Raw genomic sequence first — 22,219 nt, 5'->3', positions numbered from 1 at the left:
ATGCGGGACAGGTGTACCATTATAGGCTGACAGGGTCGTGGCGAAACAGCCTGCCAGAGCTGCTTTGGGCTAGATGGAACCGCTCTGCACCTTTCTTGCCGTCGTTGATGCAGACTTCCACCTGCACAGGTGGTCTTCGCGCATCCGCTGCATCGCTTTTCCCATTCCGGGGGACTGTCAGCTGATGGGAATCCGCTGTCGGATATTCTGTTTACAAGGAGCACTTATCAACTGCCGGCTTCAGCAGTTGGGTTTCTGAAGGAGGCTAAAGTACCCTTCACTATTAAGCCGAGTTCAGAGGGGTGCTGAGAACCAAAAAAATTATTTTTTCATCATCTTTCGGAGTTCTTTCAAAATTTTATGTTTCCGTTTGTTGACCCCTTTCTGGGAAAGGCCAATCTGACGGGCATATTCCCGTTCTGAGAGATTTTCAAAATAAATTGCTTGACGCTTACCATCAAAATAGTAGCGGACTCTCGATATGGAATCGAGAGTCCGCTGTTTTGTAGGGAGAGGATCTTTTTTGGCAAATGCTTTTAGGAAATGAAAATATCGGGGGAATTTTGTGAGGAAGACGGGCAATTTCTTGGACCACGAAGTCCTCATATCTTATAGTCGCGCAGAGCGTGTTTCATGTGTAGTTCCATAGCAAGCTTGGCTCCGTCAGCATCTCTGTTTTGCAGAAACCGCATAATAAGTTGATGATCCAGCAAGCTGTCCTCGGACATGGTCTGCTGGACTTTGTTTTCCCGAAAGGATTGGATCAGGGCTTTGTGCAGCAGTTCCATCAGCTTGACGCTGAATTCGTTGTGTGTGGCCTGTACGATGGCGTTGTGGAACAGTTGGTTCCCCTCCAGATCCTCGTTCTTGGTGTAGCTGTGGTTGTCCACCTGTCTGCCCAGCGCAAGGATCTGTGCCAGTTCCTCGTCCGTTGCCCGCAAAGCCGCATAATAGGCCATCTGAGGCTCCAGCATCAGCCGCAGTTCGTAGAGGTCGCGCAGCTTTAGGTGCATATATTTCAGCGCGTCAAATCCAAAGTCCTCGCTTACGGGCGACTGTTTGGACACATAGGTTCCGCGGCCGATTTGGATCTCCAACACACCCTGACCAACCAGATAGCGGACAGCGGTTCTGACGGTGTTACAACTGACATGCAATTCCTGCGCCAGACCAGCCTCGTTGGGGAGCTTGTCTCCCGGTTGGTACTTTTTCTGCACGGTGATTAGATCAAGCAGTTTGGAAATGGCAATATCGGAAAGTTTCATATCACATCTGCTTTCTACTGGATTTCCTGGATGCCTCTGCCAGAACCCCAGCGATTTACATGAGGCTATTTCTTATTTTACAGGAGAAATTGTTCTTTCACAATTCCTTTTTCGAAAAAAATCCGATTTTTGAAGAAAAAGATATTTTGAAATCCGCATATTGGAATTCGAGAATTTGTGGAATCTGCCATAGAAATATTCATTTACATTGCGGCTTAGGTCAGTTTACAAGGAACTACACGCAGACCACGAAACGGGGGCTGCTGACAACAAATAAAGGCTGAGTATCAAGCACCGAAAAAGTGCGAGATATTCAGCCTGTTTTGTTGTCCGGGGTTTCCAAAGGGGCTTGCCCCTTGGCACACGACTTTGCTTGCAAAGTGTAGTGTGTTATACGCTCTGTCGGCGTTGCTGCGAAAATGAGGTTGCCGCCGGGTCGGGCAAGGGCATTTGAAGCAGCAGGAAAACAGGGCTGTGATTGCGTGTCGTGGAGCCGCAAGCGCAGGGCTGGTTTCGTCAGCAGACAGGGCGTATATGAAAGCCCCCGTTCCTCGTCCCACGCCGGACTTCGGGACAAAATGTCCCGAACTTGTGGACACACTCACAAAAAGCAAACAGATTTTTCTCTCAAAATTGGAATGGGCGGGGAAGCCATTTTAGGGCTTTGCTATCTCCCTGATAAATGAGAAGTTAAGTTTCGTCCATATATATTTTTATCTCGATGTATTCATGATTTCTTGCATAAGCAAACGACGCTGATTTTCTGATATAGTCAAATATATTTTCGTCTAAATCTTCGTCCCATGTTGTTTCGCTGAAAATTTTATTTTCAGCGGTTGGCTTATACAAGATGACTACATGGATTTGATAAAACTCTTCATCATCATTTGAAAACTGTCGAACTAATGAAATTTGAAAAAATGGTTCTTTTGAAAAAGCAGTAAATGTTCCGGTTTCAAATAAAACCATATCTTCTTCAAGCGGTGTGCTGCACATCTGCTCAAAAACATCAACTATTTCTTCCACAGACATTTTATCCGTTATCTTATCTTCTAAAAACTTAATCAAGTTCTCCATTGATTTTCCTCCTGTAAATTCTTATTTGTAAATCATTTTTCTCAAAAGTGCTGAAATTGCTTGCTTTTCAAGGCGTCTGGATGTTTCTCTGCTCTCAATTTCCCTTGTTTTTTCCCTTGTCAGGAAAGAACAAGGGAAAGTCTTATTGCACCTTGTCCAGCAGTTTCGCGGCGTCTCGCTTGGCTTCCTTACTGGCGTGTGCGTAAATATTCATTGTGGTCGTCACATCCGAATGACCAAGAAGCTCCTGCACGTCCTTCGGCGCTGCGCCGTAGGACAGCAGATTGCTGGTGAAGGTGTGGCGAAGCTGATGGAAATGAAAGCTCTCCATACCGTCCACTCTTTTCTTTGCTATCTGACACACATTGGAAACCGTTGCCGGAGACTCATACCTGCCATCCTGCCGCACACAGACAAGGCTGATCGCCTGATAGCCCTCTGGAGGATGCTCCGAAACCGGCAGGCTGTAAACCTCATAGTAGGTGCGGTTCTTTTCTTCAATGGTCAAGTAGTAATTCTGGCTGTATAGCGGTCCACAGGCAAGGCGGTCAAGCATCTGCGTTTTCTTTGCCTCTTTCAAAATCTCCGCCAGTGTGTTGCAGAAATCCACTGAGCGGATCTTTTTGCGCTTCGTGGTGCCAATCTCCGTCCTGTGCCGCGCCGAGTTGTAGCGGATGCTGCGTCTCACCGTCAGCCGCTGCTCCTTCAAATCAATGTCCTGCCAGGTCAGGCTGCAAGCCTCGCCAATGCGAAGTCCGGTGTAGTATGCGATCTGGATAGGCAGAAGGGCGGGGTTTTTCTTTTTGAACAGCATCTCATTCAATTCAAGAAACTGTTCGTAGGAGATCGTCGGGATAATTGGAACATCCTCATCCGTTCCGTCCTCCGAAAACAGGTCATAATCCTCCGTCCTCTTGCGGTACACGATGTACTGCATGGGGTTGAAGGAGAGATACCGCTTAGGGAATACCGCGAAACGGAACGCACCTTGCAGCACGGCGGAGTATTGCCGCATGGAGCCGCTGCTCAGCGCTTTCCTCACCGTGCCGTCCGGCCATTCACCGCCAAGGCTCAACAGGTCCAGATAGCTTTGCAGATGATCCGGTGTGATCTTCTTCAGTTTGCGGTCGGCGATGGGGTGCTTCTTGATGCGTCTGGCTGTGTCGATGTAGGCGGCCACCGTGCCGTTGCTCAGAGAACCGGGCTTCAGTTCCTCCTCAATCCACTTGTCCAGCAGCCCTGCAAGGGTTAGATTTTCGGATTTTGCTACGAATTGCTTTTCCTCATAATCCGCCATGGCCTTGCGGAGCATGGCTTCCGTTTCGCTCTTGCTCTCAGAACCGGGAAACTCCCTCTGAACGCTGTTGCCGCTGGCATCCTCTACATAGAACCGATAGTACCACTTCTTTCCCTTTTTTCTTACAGAACCTTTTGCCATAGTGCTTCTCCTCTCATAGCGGCAAACGGAGCTGTTATGATGTGTTGTCTGCTATTATAGCAGACCTCACATGAACCGGCAAATAAAAAGCTCCGCACTGTCCTGTCCTTCATCTGACCGCACGGACCTGTTCCCGCACCAGAAGATCTGCACCCTGGTTGGCTTCCATGAACTTATGAATGACATCTATGCGGATGATGTATCTGCGCCCGATCCGCAGTACGGGAATCTTCTCCCATTCCACGAGCTTCCGCATGGTGTTTCTGCCAATGCCTGTATAGTCTGCGGCTTCTTCAATCGTTAAGCCGATTTTATCTGTCATGGGGATACCTCCCAAAATAGTAAAAATTATAGGTTGTTATTATCTCGCTATAAATGATGGCAAAACCGGACGGCGGCTGGCAGCCGCCCACGGGAGTCTCACCCCGGCCCATGCTGATGGGTGCGCCGCGCAATGCTTTGAGGGCGTTCAACGCGGGAGTATCGTTAGCTGAACGGAGGTCATGGCCATCTGTGATGCCACACACAGATGCAAACTGGCTGAATCGCTCGCCCAAATCCTCCTTTCCGTGCGGATCATGGCGCGCCATTTGCTGGGCTTTGCTCCGTTTAGGTTCGTTATCCGGTTGCCTATGAAATTTTCAAGGTACAGCAGATCCGCGCTTTCAGGCGCGTGTGATATTTGGCTGTGGATCAGCCGGGAAAGGCTCCTATCGGGTGATAAGAACCTTTCCTCGCGGATGCACGAATGGCCCGTTGCAGAAGCGTGGAAAGGGGGACACGCTCCTGCACGGGCTGCTATGGGTTTTAGGCTGTTTTGTTTACCTTGAAGTCAAGAATCTTGGTAATCAGCTTGGTCCGCATCCTGCATACCTTTTCTTCATCGAGGCAAAGGTGCGGAACACCGTTTTCGTCATACAGGGTTCTGGTTGCCAGAGCCGCAATATAACGCTCATAGTGCTTCAGCACAGCATTGATCGCGTCCACATTGCCGGACGCTGCCGCTTCGATGGTCGAGTAAGGCAGCAGAGATGCAGCGGCATTACTCAGATTGCGCGCCATCTTCAGTAACCTCCATTTCTTTTTTCAATTCCTTGAGGGACTGAGCGCGCTTGTATTGCACGGTACGGCGTACCATGTCCAGCTTGTCCGCAATTTCCTGATCGGTCATATCAAGGAAATACGCAAGCAGAACAATGTCACGCTTATCATCCGGCAGCACCGTCAGGGCATTGGCGAGATTTTCGTTTTCGATTGCCACATCATAGCCCTGCACATGAAAATGCGTCTGCTCGGACGGATACTCGTCCAGCACATACATTTGGCGCTCCTGCTCCTCTGACAGCTCCGAAAGGGATACCTCATGGTTGGAACGCCACGCGATATGACGCTCATAATCGCGGGCTTCTTCGCGCAGAACCTTCCTGCAAAAGCTGTCGAACTGATGTCTAACGGTTTTCTTTTGGGATGGTGTCAGCTCCAAGAGTCGTTCACCTCCTCTCATGCACCGAGAGGTCGGCTTTCTTCCCCTTTCGCTTCTATCCCGAATGGAAGGTGCGGTTTTGGCAAAGTTTCGGCAAAAATTTTCAAAAAAATTTTCCAACGGCACAATGAGCCGATGGAAAAAGAAAATATGGTAATTTAAGCAATACAAAGCGGTGTAGTTGAATACACCGTTTAGAACCGTAAAAGCTATATGATAAATAGCAGTGCTTCTATCAATTTGACTAAGGTCCGCTATCCGCATCGCACCAACAAACGCGGTCTTTTACTGGAAATTCCTTAATTTAGAAATTTGCTTCAAAAGTACATCTCCTTTCCAATGGTGAGTTACAGTACATCATAACGATGCTCTACATACTAATTTAAGTGAGCTGGAGTACACACTAAAATGGTAGTAGAGGTGATGAATGTGTATATTGCGCTCGATCTTCTGGCAAAGGCTGTGAGAGAGGCCAGAGAGGAACGGGGCCTTTCTCAGCGAGAATTAGCCCGCAAGCTAAGCATGAATACAAGAACGATCATGGATTTGGAGATCTGTCGCAGCAATCCGAAGGGCGAAACTATTTTCCTTATCGCCCGTGAGCTGCACATCAGCTTGGATGCCATTGCACACGCTGGTACCCCTCGTCCGAATTCAGTCAGCGCCGATGTACTGGAGTTCTTCTCTGGAAAAGACGATGCTGAATCAAGGGACTACATCGACCTCTGTCGTCAGGTAGAGAAAATGAAGAAAAAGAAAGATCAGTAACGGAGAAGTAGGGGGTTAAACACCCTGCTTCTTTTTTGCTCCAAAAGATAAAAAGGCGGCGGCAAAGGACATGGTGATCCTTTGCCGCCGTTCTTATTGCGGGGTTAGTATACGGTTACTTGCCCTGATAGGCTCTGAAAAGGAAAGTAACGATTTGTGCGCGGGTGCAGCTATTGTCTGGCCCGAACAGGCCATCACCGATGCCGTTGGTAACGCCGTTCTCTACCGCCCATGCCACAGCGTTTGCATAGTAGCTATCGGTAAGAACATCGCTGAACTCTGCCTTGCTATCGACCAGCTTACCAATGGCACGGAACAGGAAAGTCACGCTCTGAGCACGGGTGCAGGTCGCGTCAGGACTGAATTTGCCATCGCCCGTTCCTGTGGTGATACCGTTTTCTACCGCCCATGCAACCGCCTTTGCATAATAGGCATCAGTGGACACATCGGCGAAACTGCTCATAGCCTTGGGTTCGGGCGAACCGGCAGCACGCCACAGGAAGGTAACGATCTGTGCGCGGGTGCAAGGCTGGTTCGGCCCAAAGAGGCCGTTGCCAATACCGCCGGTGATGCCGTTCTTCGCCGCCCACAAAACCGCGTCAGCATAATAGCTGTTGGCGGGAACATCCGTAAAGAAGTCCTGCGCGGTCTTTTCCGGCGCGAAGCTGGCCTTGATTTCCACCTTGTCCGCGGGCATTTTGAAGGTGTAGATTCCATCGCCCTTGTCGGTCAGCCCCAGCGCCTTGCCGTTCCTATCGGTGACAGTCATGCTTTCCAGCTCATAGCCCGCGTCGGGTTTGGTCGTGATGGTCACGGTGTCGCCCTTGGAGGCGTTCTTCGGCCGAACGGTGATGCTCCCGTTTTCCGTGTCAGGCGCGGTGACAGGCCAGCTCGGCTCATCATAGTCACCGGACGAGGAACCGCCGGAGCTGCTCCAGTTCGCCGTGACCGTTACGGCGGAAGCTGGCATAGTAAAGGTCGTTGTCGCGCTGCTCGCGTCTGCGAAAGTAACACCGCTGTTGGAAGTCCAGCCGCTGAACTGATAGCCACTGCGCGTTCCCGCACGGATTGTGACCATCGCACCCTCAGCGTAGCTCCCAGCGCCCGAATCCTGTGCGTAGCTTCCGTTCACCGTAACAGCATACTGCTCCTGCTTGGTAATCAGCGCAAACTGCAAATCTGATTTGCTCCCTGCGGCATCCTGCGCGTAGAGGGAAAGGACACCGCTGTTTTCATACTCCAGTGTACCGTGAATAGTAAAGGTTCCGTCGCTGCTCGCGTAGACCGACTTACCATCATTTCCGTATAGAATCTCGCTTCCCGCGTCCGCCGTTCCGGTGATTTCATACGCACCCGTGGTCATATCGGCATAGAATATCGGATCAGAGAGGGTCAGCACGGGGGCGGTCTTGTCCACGCTCACCAGCAGGAATACGCTGGTCACATCTTTGGCGGTCGAACTGCCCGTGACGCTTGAAATGCCGTCGATTTTGAACATCAGGCTGCCCTCAAAATCAGGGATTGTATAGCTACCATCCTGGCTCGCCGCAATCTCGTTTTCGGTAGTCTTGTCCATTCTTGTAACCTTGAAAGTAGCATTGGAGTTGTCGTCAGCGCAGCTTACCGCCAGCGTATTCGATTCACCGCCGATATAGGCGTGGTACACGCCATTTTCGTCTGCTGTGCAGGTCGTGCCGTTTACAGAGAGTGTCAGTTTCAGCGGCGTATATTCAGGCAGATACACACCCTCATCCGCAGACTCGGTTTCCGCGCTGTAATACTTGCCGCCCTCGTTCTCAGCATCTTCCTTGTATGCCCTCACGCCGACTTTGTAGGCCTCGTTTGCGGACAGGTTTTTAGACTTTGTTGTTTCTTCTCCGCCCACGGTCAGCGCCATATTGATAGAGGTCGTTTCTTTATCAAGGTCATAGCCAAAGCCGGTGTCGATCCATTTGCCTCCGTTTTTCTGATAAATCGTCACGGCATAGCCGGCAGCATCGTCCACCTTATCCCACTTTGCCGTCATGACCTCGTTTCCGGCCAGCTCCAGCGTAACAGTTTGGGGTGCGGTCGGCTGGTTTTGGTTCTGATAGCTTACCTGAGTATTAAACTGCTGATGGTCGATGGCGACAAGGCCGGTCAGGGTTTCCTTTTCGCCGTTCTCGTCGATGCTTTCCACGCTCTTTTCCGTCATCAGGAAAGAGGTCACATAGTATTCGCCCGATGGGGCCAGCGCACCGCTCTGCGGGATCGTGACTGAGATTTTACTTGCATCCGTTACTTCCTGCTCGTCGATCAGATAATCCGCGCCGCCCTCTTCATTGGCAAAATAGGTGCGAAGCACATACTTTGTATTTTCCTCGGCGTATTTGATTTCACCGGACACCTGATTGCTGTTCAAAGACAAAGCCAGTTCTTCAAACGGAGCAATGGAAACGCCTTGGGATTTCTGCGTGTCAAGCGTAAGCGAGCCCGGGTTGACCTGATAAGTCCCGCCCTCTTTCAGCCGCAGGATCGCCACGCGGTAGTCCTTGTTGTCCTTCTTGTTATGTATGATGTCGGTGTCTGCGTTGATGGCGTAGCTGGAATTGATTTCGTAGCTATTACCCAGCCAGTTGATTTGGATCGGGGTGGTTTCACCACTCTTTGTAACAGACAGAGCTTGTTTAATTTCGTCCTCGGTGATGTTCTTGTCAAATGCCAGCAGGATATACGGCGTTTCGTCTGTACCGGCATTTACTGTGATAGTCGTTGAGTTCTCGCCGCTGGCTGCAAGCGCAACGGGCTCCGCCGCAAGCAGCATGGGGACGTCCTCGCCGCTGTCCTCCGACGGCATGGACTGCACCACTGGCTCAACGCCCTTTTCCGACCAGTCCCATTCGGGCAGTCTGCCGAACCATTTGGTTTCAACATCCCAGCCGCCGCCCCTGCGGAAGTTGGTCTCCACGATATTCGGCACAAGCACCCACAGCCGCGCGTCGATGACACCGGCATACACCCCGGTCATCGCGCCCAGGTACACGTCAATTTTTTTGAAAGCGTTTTTCATTCCCTCGTCAACACTGATGTCCTCGATTGGGAACTCCGTCTGTCCGCCCACAATGAGGTCAACGTCCCAACTGCCAAGCTTCCAACCGCCAATCACGGGCACATCGCTTGGGACCTGCACCTTGCTTTTGACAACGGCGTTGGCGCCCACGCCGAGATACAAATGCTTTGTATCATTTTTCGTACCCGTTCCGCCAAACGCGCCCAGCTCGATGGAGGTATCCAGGATAAATACGTCTATCTCAGTGCTTGGCAGATCCAATTCAAGGGTCTCGGAACCGACGAAGTAAATGCCCTTGTAGGGCGTTCCATGATAGGTCCGCTCCTGGCCGTTGAGCTGGAGAGAATAGCCGAAGCTGTCGATGATGGACGCGTTCGTGCCGACGATACTCACATCGCTGGCTGTGAGGGAAATCTCACTGGGGCCGATGACCACGTCGCCTTTCCCCTCGATGAGATGGAGGTAGGTGCCTTTCAGGGTGCCCCGCAGCTTGAGGGGCGGAATGGCAAAGTAGTCGCCGTTCACCGTGGCGGCAAGATCCTTGAAGCCCGCGCCGCCGCCGTTGAGCTGCCCAATGGGCACCGGAGGAATGAGGGGGATGCCGGGGCTTGCCGACACAAAGAAGTACAGCGTATTGGGGAGCAGGCTGCCGTCCTTTTTGCTGCGCACCAGCTCCAGCTCCGCCTCAGTCTCAAAGAGGTCAAAGGCGTTCAGTTCCAGCGTGAACGCATATTTCTCCTTCCCCTTGAAGGTGTTGACCTCGCCCTTGACCTTCGCCAGCTCCAGCGACAGCGTCTTGGCCGTGTCAAAGCTGCCCGTGGCATGGACGCCATTGACCGTAAATTCATTTTTGTCATTTAAGCCGTAGCCCAGCTCTTTCAAGGTGAAGCTCGCCCCTTCAAAGACCGTCTGGAAGCTGATCCCGCCGGCGAACACCAGGTTTCCCGCGGCATCAGCGGTGACCTTTTCCAGCTTCGCCGTGGCATAGGGGATGTCCACATAGATCACGGCGTCGTTCTTTTCGGGGTCGATCTCAAACAAAAAGCCGTCCTGTGTGAGCTTGATTTTCAATTCCTCGCCCGCGCCGCTGTTCGGCTGATAGAACTTGAAGCTGGGCGCATTCAGGCTCAGGCCACTGTGGGTGATTGTTCCGTCCTTGTGAATGACGAGCTCACCGCCATTTCCCCATGTCGCCGTCACAGAGGGCGAGAGCAGCGCCGCCCCGCCGGTAAAGGCAAAGTCCGTGCCGTTTTTGCTCTCATAGTCGCCGCTGATGAGGGCGACGGGATTTCCGTACCGCTGTTTCAGCGCGTTCAGCGCCGCGTCATCGGCAACATATTCCACCGTTACGCCGTCATTCCCGTCAGCAAAGGCAGCAAGCCGCTTGGCGTTGATGGATACTTCCACCTTGTCCGGCTCTGATGGAACATCAGCCGCATTTTTTGTCAGATTGCGGAAGCCCCAGAGAAAGCGTCCTGAATTCGGATAGATCTTGTCACCGCTGAAATAGTAACCAATATCGTTTCTGCACTCCACGCGGGTGCTGCTGGGGTTATTGCCCGGCGTGACGCTGACCGTATCGGGCAGATAGGCTTTGATGGTCTTATTCTTATAGTAGCCCGACAGTCCTACAAAGGGATTTGCCCAGGCGTAGCCGTCCACATAGACCTCGGTGATGTAGTTGTAGCACCAATCCGTCCCCTGTGAGAAAGATTGCCAGGTATCCAAATCATCCACCTTGCTGGTGATGACGGAGCTTTCGGTTGAAATCTCCTCTTCTGCCTCATTCTTGACGACGGTACGGCTCATCTTGATGGCGGGGCCGTCTGTGGCGTTGGCGTGCCCCATACCGCTGAAGCCGTCGAGGGTATAGCCCCACCAAGCACTCATATCGGTAGCCAGGTTGAGGTCGCCGAAGCTGTTGGCGTTGATTTTGATGTTATCAACGGACGTCAGCACGCCCCATGCGTCTGCTGACGACTTATTTTCTCCGCACTGCACCAGTTCATAGTAAACCGCAGTCGTTGCGGAAACAGATTTCCCGGACAGCTCGAATGTCAGAGCATACTCCGCCTTAATGGCCTTTGTGTCGCCGTTCGGCGTTTTCTCCACAAACGATGCGCTTTTCAGACTGAGCGTTGCGGGATGTGTGATTTCTTTCTTGTTGTAACCGATTCCGTTATCATACGTGATGAACTCGCAGTAGGGCTTCTGCTGGCCGGGGCTGTCCGATGCCGCAGTCGGAGCGGTCGTGAGGATGCCGGTCTGCCTGTTCAGCGTCACACGGATATAGTCGTTTTGTAGGACGAGCGAATTATTGTTCGTGCTCGTCTGCACATTTGTACTGCCAGGCGATATAATGTCCCCCACATAGGCGAGGGCCTGAGAGGGTAGAACGCCCAGCAGCAGGCAGAGGGTCAAAAGCAGGGACAGGATTTTTTTCATGTTGCGTCCTCCTTATGTTCTTGTTCTTGTTTCTGTTTTTGCTTCTCCCGTTCATGCAGCCGCATACAGACGACCGTGATCACCACGGCCAGCATAAACGTCGCCACCGCCACCAGCACATATCCGCCCGCGCTCTCATGCAGCAGGATCGCGCCGTACATTCCTGCGGCATCTATCGGCTGGCCCCGTACCGTCCCTACCGTTCCAACCGTTCCCACAAGGGACAGGAACAGCAGGACGCACAGGGCAAACAAACTGCGGATGCTTCGCCGCGCCTGCCTGCGGCGGTGTTCCGCTATTCGCTTTTTTACTATCGCAACACGCTTTTCTGTATCGTACATACACGCAAAACCTCCTCTCTGAAAACTCAGCTTAAAAAGCCTTTCACTTATATAGGTACAAAAACACAGAAAAACTCTCACCCCAAAATCAAATTTTTTCAAAAAAATTTGAGAGCCGCACAAAGGCAGCTCCCAAAAGAGAAAAATCTATTTCATTATGGTGTCAGACGGCGGGCAAGCGACTTTCCCGCTGTCAGAATCAGCACAGGCAGAAGATAGGCGATATACTGCGCCGCGCCGCCGTAGGCAATCAGCAGATTATAGATCGCATGAAAGGTGATGACCGCTCCCAGCAGGCCGCAGGTTCCGGCAATCTTCAACCACATCCGCCGCCACACATACGCAAGCCCTCCTCCGACGATGGCCCCGCAGATGACATGCATCGCTCCCGTTCCGATGCCCCGGAAGAAAATAAAGGAAAAATGTCCGGCCCCGTTTTGAATCAGATAGCAGACATTTTCAAAGGTGGCAAAGGAAAGCGCAGTGATCACGGCGGCGATCTTGATCTGTTCCGCCCTCGGCTCGAATACCAGAAGGTAAAAGAGCAGCGGCAGAAGCTTCATCACTTCCTCCACCACCGGGGCGATCTCCGCAGTTGCGCCAAAGGTGTCCGCCCCATAAAGTGCGGCGAGAAAGGTATTGATGTAAGCGGAGAGCAGACACGCACCCATTCCCGCAAGGCAAAACAGAAAGAACTTTGTCCGCCGCTTTCCCATGCACAGGGCGGCGATCAGTAGGGGCGACGCCATACAGATAAATACATTTTCAATATAGGTCATTCCCGCACCGCCTTTCCTGTGGCTGGCAGCAGGGCGAAGATGCAGAGCGTCAGCAGAAAGTCAAGCCAGCAGTAGGGGCTGGAAATGGAATCCCCCGGCCAGAAGCAGCCGGAAGTCCAAAGAGCATATTCCGCCGCTACATAGCTCAGCACCCCAATGTGAAAATATTGCATATCACGTGCTGTCCCTACCTGCGCCCGAGCATAAGCAAGGCCACGGATCGCATGATAGGAAACAACGATCATCAAACCGCACCAGAGCAGATTGGAGAGGATGTCTCCAAAGGTGCAGTAAAGCACGCACAACGGAACGCCGATCAAGAGGGCGATTAGGGCTTTGCGTGCCGCAAAGCCCCTTTCCTCCGCGGAGGAAAGCGCGTATTGCAGGATGTAAAGAAAAATGACGCTGGCTACCCAGCCAAACTCCGACACATAAAAGACCTGCGGTGTTTCAGAATATAAAAGCAAATACAGCGTCCAGTACAGAGAGCCGAGGGCAAAGCAGCCATAAAAGCAGGTCAGCAGGAAATACGCCTGTGTCCGGCTTTTCAGATACCGGATTCCGCTCAGGCTAAAGCCCAGCAGGGTAACGATGAATTGCAAAAGGTTACTGACAAGTTCCATCCGCATTGTCCCCCTTTTGCTCCTCCGTCTGTTCCTCTTTGTTCAGCAGACGGATTCGGAAACACAAAATCGTCACGCATACGCCGAGAACAAAGGCAAGCAGTCCGATGACGATATATCCCAGCGTGGCGCTGCCGCCGAACATCGTTGCCGCTGTTTCAAAGCCGGAGGAAATTCCTAGCTCGATTTGCTCCACAATACCGGGCATGAACAGGGAAACGCCCACAATCACCGCAAGACACGCTGCCACGCCGGAAACGGCGGCGATCCGTGCCTGCCGCAGCCTTTTTTGATGCTCTTTTTCCGCGATACGCCGTTTTACTTCTGCAATCCGTTCCTCATGGCTCAACATTTGTGATCCCCTCCCGTTCCAATAATCCGCGCAGACGCTCTTTCCCCCGGTATACTATATTAGTAATCTGCTTCACGCTTTTTCCCATGACCTCGGCGGCCTGCAAGTAACTCATGCCCTCGAAATAGGTCAGATAAAGGGCCTCCCGATAGTCCGGGTTTAACTCATCCATGCAGAAATGCAAAATCTGATCCCGTTCCTTTGTTCGGATGACCTCATCCACCAGCGTTTGTCCGTCCGGCTCCTCGGTCAGGTCATCCAGGTTGAAGAAAAGTCGCCGTCTGCTTTTGTGGCGTAAAGCCATGTGCCGCGCCGCTTTATAGAGGTAAGCCTTAAATCCGCCGTCCCGGATACGGGGCTTTTTCGTGAACAGATAGGAAAAGACTTCAATCATCAAGTCCTCCGCCTCGTGAACATCATGCAGATAACCGTTGATGTAGAGGGTCAGCAGATCGCCGTATTTTTTCATCAGAGCTTCAAGTCCAGCTTCATCACCGTGCAGATATTGCCTGTAAAGTTCTTCGTCGGAGATCATGCCGCCCACGCCCCTTTCCGCTGTCACATCGTCATGTATTATATGCGAATCGGGTCGTTTTTTCAAGAGCATTGACAATCAGGCAAAGAACTACATATTCGTTCCAATCACTCCCGCTGTACATAATAATCAGGTCGTCCGACAGAGGTAAAGCCATCTTTGCCGGTGATGACCACATTGTTATAGCCGCTGGCACAGTGGATGATTAAAATATTTCCGTCCTCATCCCAACCGCCCACCATGCCAACATGGTTATCTTCGGGGTAAAAGACAAGATCTCCCGGCTGTGCGTCCTCCCATAAGATTGGGGTGCAGTAGGTATGCTGCATCATCGCTCCGCCCCCGTGACCGATGATGTAGTCCCCGCCTGTGGCGTTGTAAAATACCCAGTCCACGAATCCGCTGCAATCCAGTCCGTAGGGTCGATAGGTCCCGGTAGTGGAGCTGCCTGCCGCCGTGACCTGCCGCAGCTCGCCCCACCGGACGTCCCAGCCGATCACAAGGGATTTTCCTCCCCAAAAATAATTCACCTTGCCGACAAGAGAACAGGCGGTGCGTACCACCGCCTCGCGCTCCGGGGATAGATCTTCCGGCAGATTGCGGATCAGCGCCGCCGTATCCCCGCTGACGGAGTACGCATCCTCGATCAGCTCCCGCAGGAGTTCCCGCTGCTCCAGCAGCTCGTCCAGCGCCGCGATCTGATTGCGGTTGAAATGATACGCGGTTTTCATTTCCTCTGCCGTTTTTGCGGTAATGGTGATATAGAGGTTTCGCTCCGTCCAGCCGCTATCCTCACCGCTGCCGGGATGGTGAATGACCTCAATGCGGTGGGCTATGGTAGTCATATCCCAAAAGACCGCTTTCAGGCGGGCAATGCGGTCGGCATCCATGGTAGCCACGTCCGCGGCGTCCGCATCGTTACTGCCTGCCACCTTCACCGCGAACACCGCCAGCACCTCGATCCAATCGGCAGGCTGGCCGGTCACGGAGATGGAATCATAATCATCTGCCGTTTGCAGGGTTTCCAACCGCTCATTGAACTCATAGTTGACCTGCGCCACCGCAGCGGAGAGCGGCACAACGCCCGCCTCCCGGCTCTCGTTGGAAAAGAGGATGCCGAAGGGGGACGCCACGATTGCCGCCACAAGGATCACCGTCAGTATCAGCACCAGCACCACCGCACCGCCGCCTGCCGACAGGATCGAGCTGACCGCAGACGCCACTCCTTTCCCGATTTCTTTCACTGCCTGGACTGCCACGCTGCCCAGCTTTTTGGAAGCCCTTCCGCCGCTCTGCGCGGATTCCTGAAGCATCTTCCGCTGCGCCTTTCGCTGTGCCGCCGACTTTGCTTTCTGCATGACGCTTTGTGCAGGCTGTACCTTCCGAAAGGCTCGGCTCTTTGGTGCGTGAACGCCGCCCTTGCGGGGTATCCCTCCGTTTTTCGGAGGAGAGCCTTGCTGTTTTGCAGCGCCGGAGGTCTGGAAAGAATCTGCCGCTGCGCGCCCGCTGCCCTTCTGGACAGCCGGGGTGCGGTGTTCCATTGTTCTTTTTTCGGCAAGGTTCCGCCGATAGGCGGCTTTCGCATTTTCCACGGCTTTCTGCCGCCCACGCTCATGCGGGGCGGCAAGCGGCTTCTCTGCACGGTTGGAATACTGCGGAAAATCTTTCGTTATTCCGACGTCATTTCGTGCAGAAGTTGGCGCGGCAAAATCTTCATATCTCAACGGCGTGTCGGTAAAACCGCTTATGGGCGCATCTTCCGAAAATGGCGCTGTTTGGACGATGTTCCCGTTCTGCAAATCATTTTGTTCTCCACTCAATTTTTGCTTTTCCCTGTGGCGCTTTATCATGCGCCGCGAGGTATCCGCCGCTCCTGCCGCACCACGGCGCATATTTTTCTCCACGCGGTCGGTGGCGTAACGCACGGGATCGCGGCTTTCCGGCTCCTTTTCCCGCTGCCGCTTGTCCATGTGCTGTTTCAGAAGGGAATCGGCGTCTTTAGGCGCGGGGTTCTTCAACTTTGCCTTTGGCGTGTCCATGCCGGGTTTGATCTTCAAGTCCCGCATGGCGTCACTCCTCACCGGGCTTGGTTGACATTAGGCGGTACAGTTCTGTATTTTTGGGCAGCTCATTGGCGAAAGGCACGATGGCCCCGCCTACCTTGATGAGCCCGTGTCCGGCAGGGGCGTTATCTACATAGCTCATCTGCGTATCCGATGCACCCAGCAGTCGGGCAAGCTGCTCCCGGTCGGTGGTGGCCTGATTGAGCATCAGCAGGAACTCGGAGTTTGCGAACATCATACGCGCCGTATTGGACAGCAGACATTCCTCCACATTCTGCGTAATGCCGGTGAGTGTCGCACCGTATTTACGGAAGCGCTTCCAGCACTTGTAGAGGAATTCGCTGCTGTAATTGGTAATGCTGTGTCCGCTGCCGCTCCCATTAGCGAAGAACAGATAGATCTCATCGATGTAGACATGGGTGTATTTTCCCTCTCTGCGGTTCTGGATAACGCGGTTATAGATGGCGTCCAGCATCACCAGCAGGCCCACCGATTTCAGATTTTCGCCCAAGTCCTGAATGTCAAAGCAGAGGATACGGCTTTTTGTGTTGATATTGGTCTGGTGGGAAAATACATTCAAACTGCCTACCGTGAACAGCTCCAATGCCAGCGCGATCCGATGCGCCTCCGGGTTGACCTGCTTCATCAGGTCATCATAGAGATTTTTCAGTGTAGGCGGCTGACCTTGGAAATTCTTGATGTACTCCCGGTAGATGTTGCCCACGCTGCGGTCAATGATGGATTTCTCCTGCGGCTCGATCTTGTCCGCGCCCATGAGCTGTTCATACAGCGACATGATAAACTCGGACTTCATCACCAGCGGCTCCTTGCCGTCGCCATACCCCTCGGACAAGTCCAGCGCATTGATGTGACAGCCGTTTGGGTCAGAGGCAGAAATGGTGATGACCTCGCCGCCCAGCGCTCGGACCAGCTCACCATATTCGCGTTCGGGATCGACAATAATAATGTCATGGTCGGTAGAGAGCGCCAACGCTGTCATTTCCTGCTTTGCCGCCATGCTTTTGCCGGAGCCGGAAACGCCGGTAATAAAACCGTTTCCATTCAAGAGATTGCTGCGGTTACAGATGATGAGGTTATGCGATACGGCGTTGACGCCGTAGTAGATACCGCCCGCGTCCTGAATCTCTTGCGATTTGAATGGCATAAGGACGGCGGTACATTCCGTGGTCAGGGTACGGGTGGCGTCAATGCGCTTTAAGCCGAGGGGCAGCACCGTGTTCAGCGCGTCCTCCTGTTGATAGCGCAGAATGTTGAATTGACAGCCCCGTGCCCGCCCAATGGCTTGCAGGGCCTCGGTGTCCTGGTCAAGCTGTTCGAGGTTATCTGCCAAGTGCGTCAGCGTCACCAAAGCCAACATCATGCGCTGGTCGCGGCTCATGAGGTCGTCCATGAATTCCTTCGTTTCGCTCCGCATCTGCTCCAAGTCATAGGGGATATTGGCGGTAAAATTGTTGTTCTGATTCTGCCGCTGCTGCCAGCGGGTAATATCCGATTCCACGGACATGATCCGCTTGCGAATATCGCTCACTGCTTCGTCCATGGCCACGGGAATAATGTCGATGGAAAGCATCATGTTCCGGGGATAGTCCATCAGCTCCGTGATCATCTCATCAGAAATAAAGCTGGCATATTCCCGCAGGAACAGGGTGCGCCCCACATGATTGCCCAACTCATAGTGATTTTTCTGAAAGGAAATACAGTCCGGGGCGATGCAGTCCCGGAAGTCATGCCCTTTGCGTATGGTGTCCTCCAAATTGAAGCGGAATAGCTGTTCCTCGCCGGGACGATAGAAGTCATGCAGAAGCCGCAGGCGGTCATTGACCGTGATCTCCCGAACGCTGGAGGACATACGGGAAAGGCCCGTGGTGAGGTCCGTTCCGACGCGGGAGAAGAACGCGCGGGCTTCCTCCACACTTTTCTTCTCCGCCGAAACGGTGATATACTTCTCCTGAATGAGATTATTGCTCTCCGCCGCCTTGCCCAAAACAAGCGCGTTATACTCGTTGCGGTAGAGGTCACGGTGGTCACCCTGCATGGGCATGAGCAGCGTCCGCCCAAAGTCCTTTTGATTGAGCTGACGGTTAAAGAGCGTGATCTTCGCCGTGGCTCCGATGGGCAGCGAGTTCAGGAAGGAGCAGTAGGTCATAAAGAGTTCCCTCTGCTTTTCCGGGGAGGCCACGGCATAATTGACATCAAAAAAGCGCCAAGTTTTTGAAAACTTGCCGCTTACCTGAAACACGCCGTCTTGATAAATGCGTTTGATGGGAATGGATTTCTGGACGCTGCGGGGAACGAAAAAGGCGTCTCGTTCCGCGCTGCGCCGATGCTTAAAAAGGATCAATGTTTCTTCACCTCGCGTTTCATCGCTTCTTCATAGTAGTTTTCCGCTTTCCAGACACGCTTGCCTGCCATGATGACCTCTGATTTCAGCCATGCCCACAAAAATCGCTCCAGCGTTAGGCCGTTATACTGAAAAAAGCCCGCAGCGGCCACAGGAGCCGCACCGACGATACACACCCAGCTCACCGTTTCCCGATCCAGCACATGGCTCAGGCTGAAATACAGTCCCACCGCAGCGCCCACCGCCAAAACGGAACAGACAAATTGCCGCACGGACAGGCCGAAAAAGAGCGTTTCGCGGTAGGCTCTAATTTCTTTGTTGATTTTGATTTCCATTGAATTCCTCCGTATTGTTTTGCTGTCTGTGATATGATACGATTAGAAAAATAGTGAAAGGTCGATATGCTCTATGGCATACAATGAACAGCTCTGGCAGGACGCCAAAAAGAAATGCCGCCTGACGGATGATGACATTGCCCGTGCAAAGCGGCTGGGGCTGAATCCCCGCAGTCTTATTAAGAGTATTCCCAGCAAAAGTGAGCCGTGGAAAGCGCCGGTCAGCGTGTGGCTTTGTGAAATGGAAGAAAAGCGTAACCGGAAGGCCGCTCGGCGCAAGGCCAGAAAAGCACAGTCATAATCCCAGCATTTCCTTTGCAATATGGTCGGCGGACTTCACCAATCCTACCAGCACCAGCAGGTTGAATATGACCTCGCCTAAATAGCTCCACACCTGCGTCACCACGGACGCGCTGCTATCCACCACCGGCGTACCGCTGGAGGAAAAGGCTGAAAAGATGATGCAGGCCAGAACGATCACCGCCCCTTCCATGCACACGCCCACATAGCTTCTGAGGAACGCTTTCCCAAAATGGGATGTCCCTTCTCCCGCAAAGGACGCCAGTGCCACCGGGGACAGCGCGGCATACATATAGATCTTAAAAAATCGCCCATAGACGGTGAGGATCATAATGAATGCCAGCACCGTAATAAACAGGCTCCCCAGCAGCGTCACCAGCCAGAGCGGGATACTCTGCCAGAAGCCTACATCCCCAATGGCGTCTGCGATCTCCTGCGGCAGCGCCACGGATGCGCCGGTCAAGCCGCCGATGCTGCCCGCCGCCGTTGCCACAATGCCGCTGCACACATCAAATATATTTGCCAGCAGGTCCATGCCGTAGGTGATACCCAGCTTTGCCAGCACAAAATAGATAAAGTGCCGCAGCAAGTGCTCCGGCCTTTGAAAGTCCCGAAAGCCGGAGGCGCTGCGAAAGATACCGATGGCAAAGAACAGCACCAGCAGCCCGTAGCCGATGGCCTGCATTCCGCCGTTGATGGTCACAATGGTCTGCCAGATGGTGCCGCCCTTGAAGGTCTGGGGCGATTCCGTCAGCAGCGACCACATTTCCGTCATTTTACTGTTCCAAACGCCAAAGGCGTTAGTCAGGTTTTCTACGATCCAGTTGTTATCCAAATGAAAATCACCTCCCGCAAGGGAGCCGGGAGATCCGCCGCAAGGCAGTATCTCCCGGCTCTTTTCATTAGATCGCGCCGATGGCGGTCAGAATCTCCTTCGCAAAGGCGATCATTAAGCCACCAAACAGGCAGAGGAAGCCCTGCGTTCTCTGGCTGGCGTCATGGGACTGGATCGACATACCCACCTGCACGATGCCCCAGCCGAGAATGATCACGCCCAGCGCCTTGATAATGCTGAAAATAAAATCGGAAAGGTTATTTACAATATCCAGCGGATCGCCGCCTGCCGCCAGCGCGGATGTTGTGCAGCAAAGGCAGAGGACGGCAGCACCAGCCGCCGTCCAATAACGCCGCTTCCACTTGTCAGGCTTCATCATGTTGTTTTTCTTCTGTCTGTTCATGTTCGTTTTCCTCCATATCAATAAATTCGTAATCGTCCAGTGATTTGAACGCATAGGGCAGGTCAGGCAGCGCATAATCCGGCGCGCCCTGCGGTTTGTGGATGTATGGCTTTGCCTTGCCGTCCGAGGTCAGTTTGATGTTGGGATGGCGCTTAAGGTTATATTTTCGGTCGATCACCGGGTTCTCGCCGCGGATGAATAAAATCGCTTTATTGGTGTCCAATTTGCGCACTTCATCAATGGTCATCAGGTCGCGGCCCGTCTGCTGGTAGTTCGTGGTGCTGGAGCCGTTTCTACCCTTGGTCAGTCCCCGTGTGCGGGTAGCCAGCGTCTCCCTGCCCAGCAGCTTCACGATAAATTCCAGCGAAGCGGGTTCGTTGCCGCCGCCAAGGAATAAAAGCGTGTCGCAGTTGCCGATGATGCTTTCGTGTTCCTTTTCGTACAGCGCCTTGATCTGCTGCACATTCTGCACGATGATGTTCAAGCCAATGTTGTAGCTGCGGCAGGTAGCGAGGATCTTCGGATAGCTCTCCGGCTGGGCGACATTGGCCCATTCGTCCTGAAGCACCCGCACGGGAATGGGCAGCCGCCCGTTGTATTTCAGGTCCGCGCGGCGGTACAACTCCTGAAAGCATTGCGTATAAAGCATACCCACAAGGTAATTCATGCTGCTGTCATTGACGGGGATGACGCAGAAGATGGCACGCTTGCGCTCGCCAAGACTGCCGAAGTCCATCTCGTCCATTGAGGTCATGGCGGCGTACTGCGGAATATTGAAGGCCGCCAGCCGGACGGCAGCCGTCACAAGAATGGATTTTGCGGTCTTACCGGCCGCTTGCTTGAAAACCTTATATTGCTTTACCGCAACATGGGCGGGCTGCTCCTCCTCTAAGGCCCGGAACAGCATATCCAGAGGACTGCGGTACTGCTCGTCCTCCTCCCGCACATCGGCAAAATTCATCATGTAGAGCATGGTTTCAAAGTTCTGCTCATCCTGCGGCGCTTCATGGATGAGGTAGAGCATGAGTGCGGAATCCAGCGCAACCTCAGCCTTTTCCCAGAAGGGGTCATTGCTGGAGGCGTTACGGGGCGTAGTGTTCTTGATGAGGTTGTCGATGAGGGACAGCACATCCTTTTCCTCCCGCACATAGACGAAGGGATTGTAGCAGTCGGACTGTTCGGGGTCGATGAGATTGAATACCCGCACTTCATAGCCGAGAGATAACAACAGACCGCCTGCGGCTCTCAGCAGTTCCCCTTTGGGGTCCGTGACCAGATAGGAGCAGTTGGCCGAATATAGGCCCGGTTTACAAAAGTAGCGGGTCTTGCCGCTGCCGGAGCCGCCAATAACCAGGATGTTCATGTTGCGCTGGGTGATATAGCCGTCCATGCCCAGCCGGACGCGCTGGGTCAGAATGATGTTGGCATCCTTATGCTGATGATCCATATACTTCCGGTTCAGTTCCTTGGGATTGCCCCATTTGGCGCTGCCGTACTCCTCGCCTGGTCGCCGGTTCTCCCGGCTGGAGTAGTAGAGTGCAATGCCGCAGCCGTAGAGCAGCAGACCCACCAGCATACATTTCAGCGTGTAGGGCGTCCAGTCAATGGAAAAGGGGCGCTCCAGCACTTGACTGAAACGCCCCATCCACTGAAAGAGGTTCATACCGTCCTCATAGGCATAGGCAGCGATTGCCGCCAGCCAGAGAATCAACGGGGAAAGCGCCGCCCACACAGGGGCGGCGCTGCGAAAGTCATTCTGCCGCAAG

At 53.1% G+C, this 22,219-nt stretch carries 19 protein-coding genes; 1 reads left to right on the top strand and 18 read right to left on the bottom strand.

Annotated features, from left to right (window positions below):
• Nucleotides 1-602: 602 nt before the first annotated feature.
• From HMPREF1546_RS00715 to HMPREF1546_RS17950, 6 genes are all read right to left on the bottom strand, one after another.
• A complete protein-coding gene (locus tag HMPREF1546_RS00715) occupies nt 603-1,265 on the bottom strand; it encodes a FadR/GntR family transcriptional regulator (RefSeq protein WP_021750118.1) in 663 nt (220 codons plus the stop codon).
• A 690-nt stretch (nt 1,266-1,955) separates the two neighbouring features.
• The gene (locus tag HMPREF1546_RS00710) at nt 1,956-2,342 is read right to left on the bottom strand and encodes a hypothetical protein (protein ID WP_021750121.1); all 387 of its coding nucleotides are present in this window, start codon (nt 2,340-2,342) and stop codon (nt 1,956-1,958) included.
• 142 nt (nt 2,343-2,484) lie between these two features.
• On the bottom strand, nt 2,485-3,780 hold the full coding sequence (locus tag HMPREF1546_RS00705) for a tyrosine-type recombinase/integrase (RefSeq protein WP_021750122.1): 1,296 nt from the start codon (nt 3,778-3,780) through the stop codon (nt 2,485-2,487).
• Nucleotides 3,781-3,889: 109 nt separating this feature from the next.
• Entirely contained in the window at nt 3,890-4,102 is a 213-nt protein-coding gene (locus HMPREF1546_RS00700) for a helix-turn-helix domain-containing protein (protein WP_021750123.1), read from the bottom strand.
• A 485-nt stretch (nt 4,103-4,587) separates the two neighbouring features.
• Nucleotides 4,588-4,842 (bottom strand): helix-turn-helix domain-containing protein, encoded by a 255-nt coding sequence (locus HMPREF1546_RS00695; protein ID WP_021750125.1) that lies wholly within the window; start codon nt 4,840-4,842, stop codon nt 4,588-4,590.
• Entirely contained in the window at nt 4,823-5,263 is a 441-nt protein-coding gene (locus HMPREF1546_RS17950) for a sigma-70 family RNA polymerase sigma factor (protein WP_036630760.1), read from the bottom strand. The genes HMPREF1546_RS00695 and HMPREF1546_RS17950 overlap by 20 nt, the downstream gene beginning before the upstream one ends.
• Nucleotides 5,264-5,671: 408 nt before the next feature.
• Here HMPREF1546_RS17950 and HMPREF1546_RS00685 point away from each other — a divergent pair, with 408 nt between their 5' ends.
• Nucleotides 5,672-6,031, top strand: a complete 360-nt coding sequence (locus tag HMPREF1546_RS00685) for a helix-turn-helix transcriptional regulator (RefSeq protein ID WP_021750127.1) — start codon at nt 5,672-5,674, stop codon at nt 6,029-6,031.
• 115 nt (nt 6,032-6,146) lie between these two features.
• On the opposite strand, the gene HMPREF1546_RS00680 is transcribed toward HMPREF1546_RS00685, so the two are convergent.
• From HMPREF1546_RS00680 to HMPREF1546_RS00620, 12 genes are all read right to left on the bottom strand, one after another.
• Nucleotides 6,147-11,525: an S-layer homology domain-containing protein gene (locus tag HMPREF1546_RS00680; protein ID WP_021750128.1), complete on the bottom strand. Its 5,379-nt coding sequence runs from the start codon at nt 11,523-11,525 to the stop codon at nt 6,147-6,149.
• A complete protein-coding gene (locus HMPREF1546_RS00675; protein WP_021750129.1) occupies nt 11,522-11,866 on the bottom strand; it encodes a hypothetical protein in 345 nt (114 codons plus the stop codon). Before HMPREF1546_RS00675 ends, HMPREF1546_RS00680 begins: the two co-directional genes overlap by 4 nt.
• 155 nt (nt 11,867-12,021) lie before the next feature.
• Entirely contained in the window at nt 12,022-12,645 is a 624-nt protein-coding gene (locus HMPREF1546_RS00670) for a PrsW family glutamic-type intramembrane protease (protein WP_021750130.1), read from the bottom strand.
• Entirely contained in the window at nt 12,642-13,268 is a 627-nt protein-coding gene (locus tag HMPREF1546_RS00665) for a hypothetical protein (protein ID WP_021750131.1), read from the bottom strand. The genes HMPREF1546_RS00670 and HMPREF1546_RS00665 overlap by 4 nt, the downstream gene beginning before the upstream one ends.
• A complete protein-coding gene (locus tag HMPREF1546_RS00660) occupies nt 13,252-13,620 on the bottom strand; it encodes a hypothetical protein (protein ID WP_021750132.1) in 369 nt (122 codons plus the stop codon). Before HMPREF1546_RS00660 ends, HMPREF1546_RS00665 begins: the two co-directional genes overlap by 17 nt.
• Entirely contained in the window at nt 13,607-14,155 is a 549-nt protein-coding gene (locus tag HMPREF1546_RS00655; protein ID WP_196059406.1) for an RNA polymerase sigma factor, read from the bottom strand. The genes HMPREF1546_RS00660 and HMPREF1546_RS00655 overlap by 14 nt, the downstream gene beginning before the upstream one ends.
• Nucleotides 14,156-14,262: 107 nt before the next feature.
• Nucleotides 14,263-15,468, bottom strand: coding sequence for a C40 family peptidase (locus HMPREF1546_RS00650; RefSeq protein WP_147629888.1), 1,206 nt, complete (start codon nt 15,466-15,468; stop codon nt 14,263-14,265).
• A gap of 757 nt (nt 15,469-16,225) precedes the next feature.
• Nucleotides 16,226-18,580: a VirB4-like conjugal transfer ATPase, CD1110 family gene (locus tag HMPREF1546_RS00645; protein WP_021750135.1), complete on the bottom strand. Its 2,355-nt coding sequence runs from the start codon at nt 18,578-18,580 to the stop codon at nt 16,226-16,228.
• Nucleotides 18,577-18,915: a PrgI family protein gene (locus tag HMPREF1546_RS00640; protein ID WP_021750136.1), complete on the bottom strand. Its 339-nt coding sequence runs from the start codon at nt 18,913-18,915 to the stop codon at nt 18,577-18,579. Before HMPREF1546_RS00640 ends, HMPREF1546_RS00645 begins: the two co-directional genes overlap by 4 nt.
• 295 nt (nt 18,916-19,210) lie before the next feature.
• Nucleotides 19,211-20,050, bottom strand: a complete 840-nt coding sequence (locus tag HMPREF1546_RS00630; RefSeq protein ID WP_021750138.1) for a hypothetical protein — start codon at nt 20,048-20,050, stop codon at nt 19,211-19,213.
• 67 nt (nt 20,051-20,117) lie between these two features.
• Nucleotides 20,118-20,426 carry a TrbC/VirB2 family protein gene (locus HMPREF1546_RS00625; RefSeq protein WP_301546158.1) on the bottom strand — a complete coding sequence of 103 codons (309 nt, stop codon included), beginning with the start codon at nt 20,424-20,426 and terminating at the stop codon, nt 20,118-20,120.
• Entirely contained in the window at nt 20,416-22,218 is a 1,803-nt protein-coding gene (locus HMPREF1546_RS00620) for a VirD4-like conjugal transfer protein, CD1115 family (protein ID WP_021750140.1), read from the bottom strand. The genes HMPREF1546_RS00625 and HMPREF1546_RS00620 overlap by 11 nt, the downstream gene beginning before the upstream one ends.
• Nucleotide 22,219 lies beyond the last annotated feature (1 nt).

It is taken from the genome of Oscillibacter sp. KLE 1745 (assembly GCF_000469445.2).
Lineage (GTDB): Bacteria > Bacillota > Clostridia > Oscillospirales > Oscillospiraceae > Oscillibacter > Oscillibacter welbionis.
This window is presented reverse-complemented; position numbering and strand designations above follow the sequence as displayed.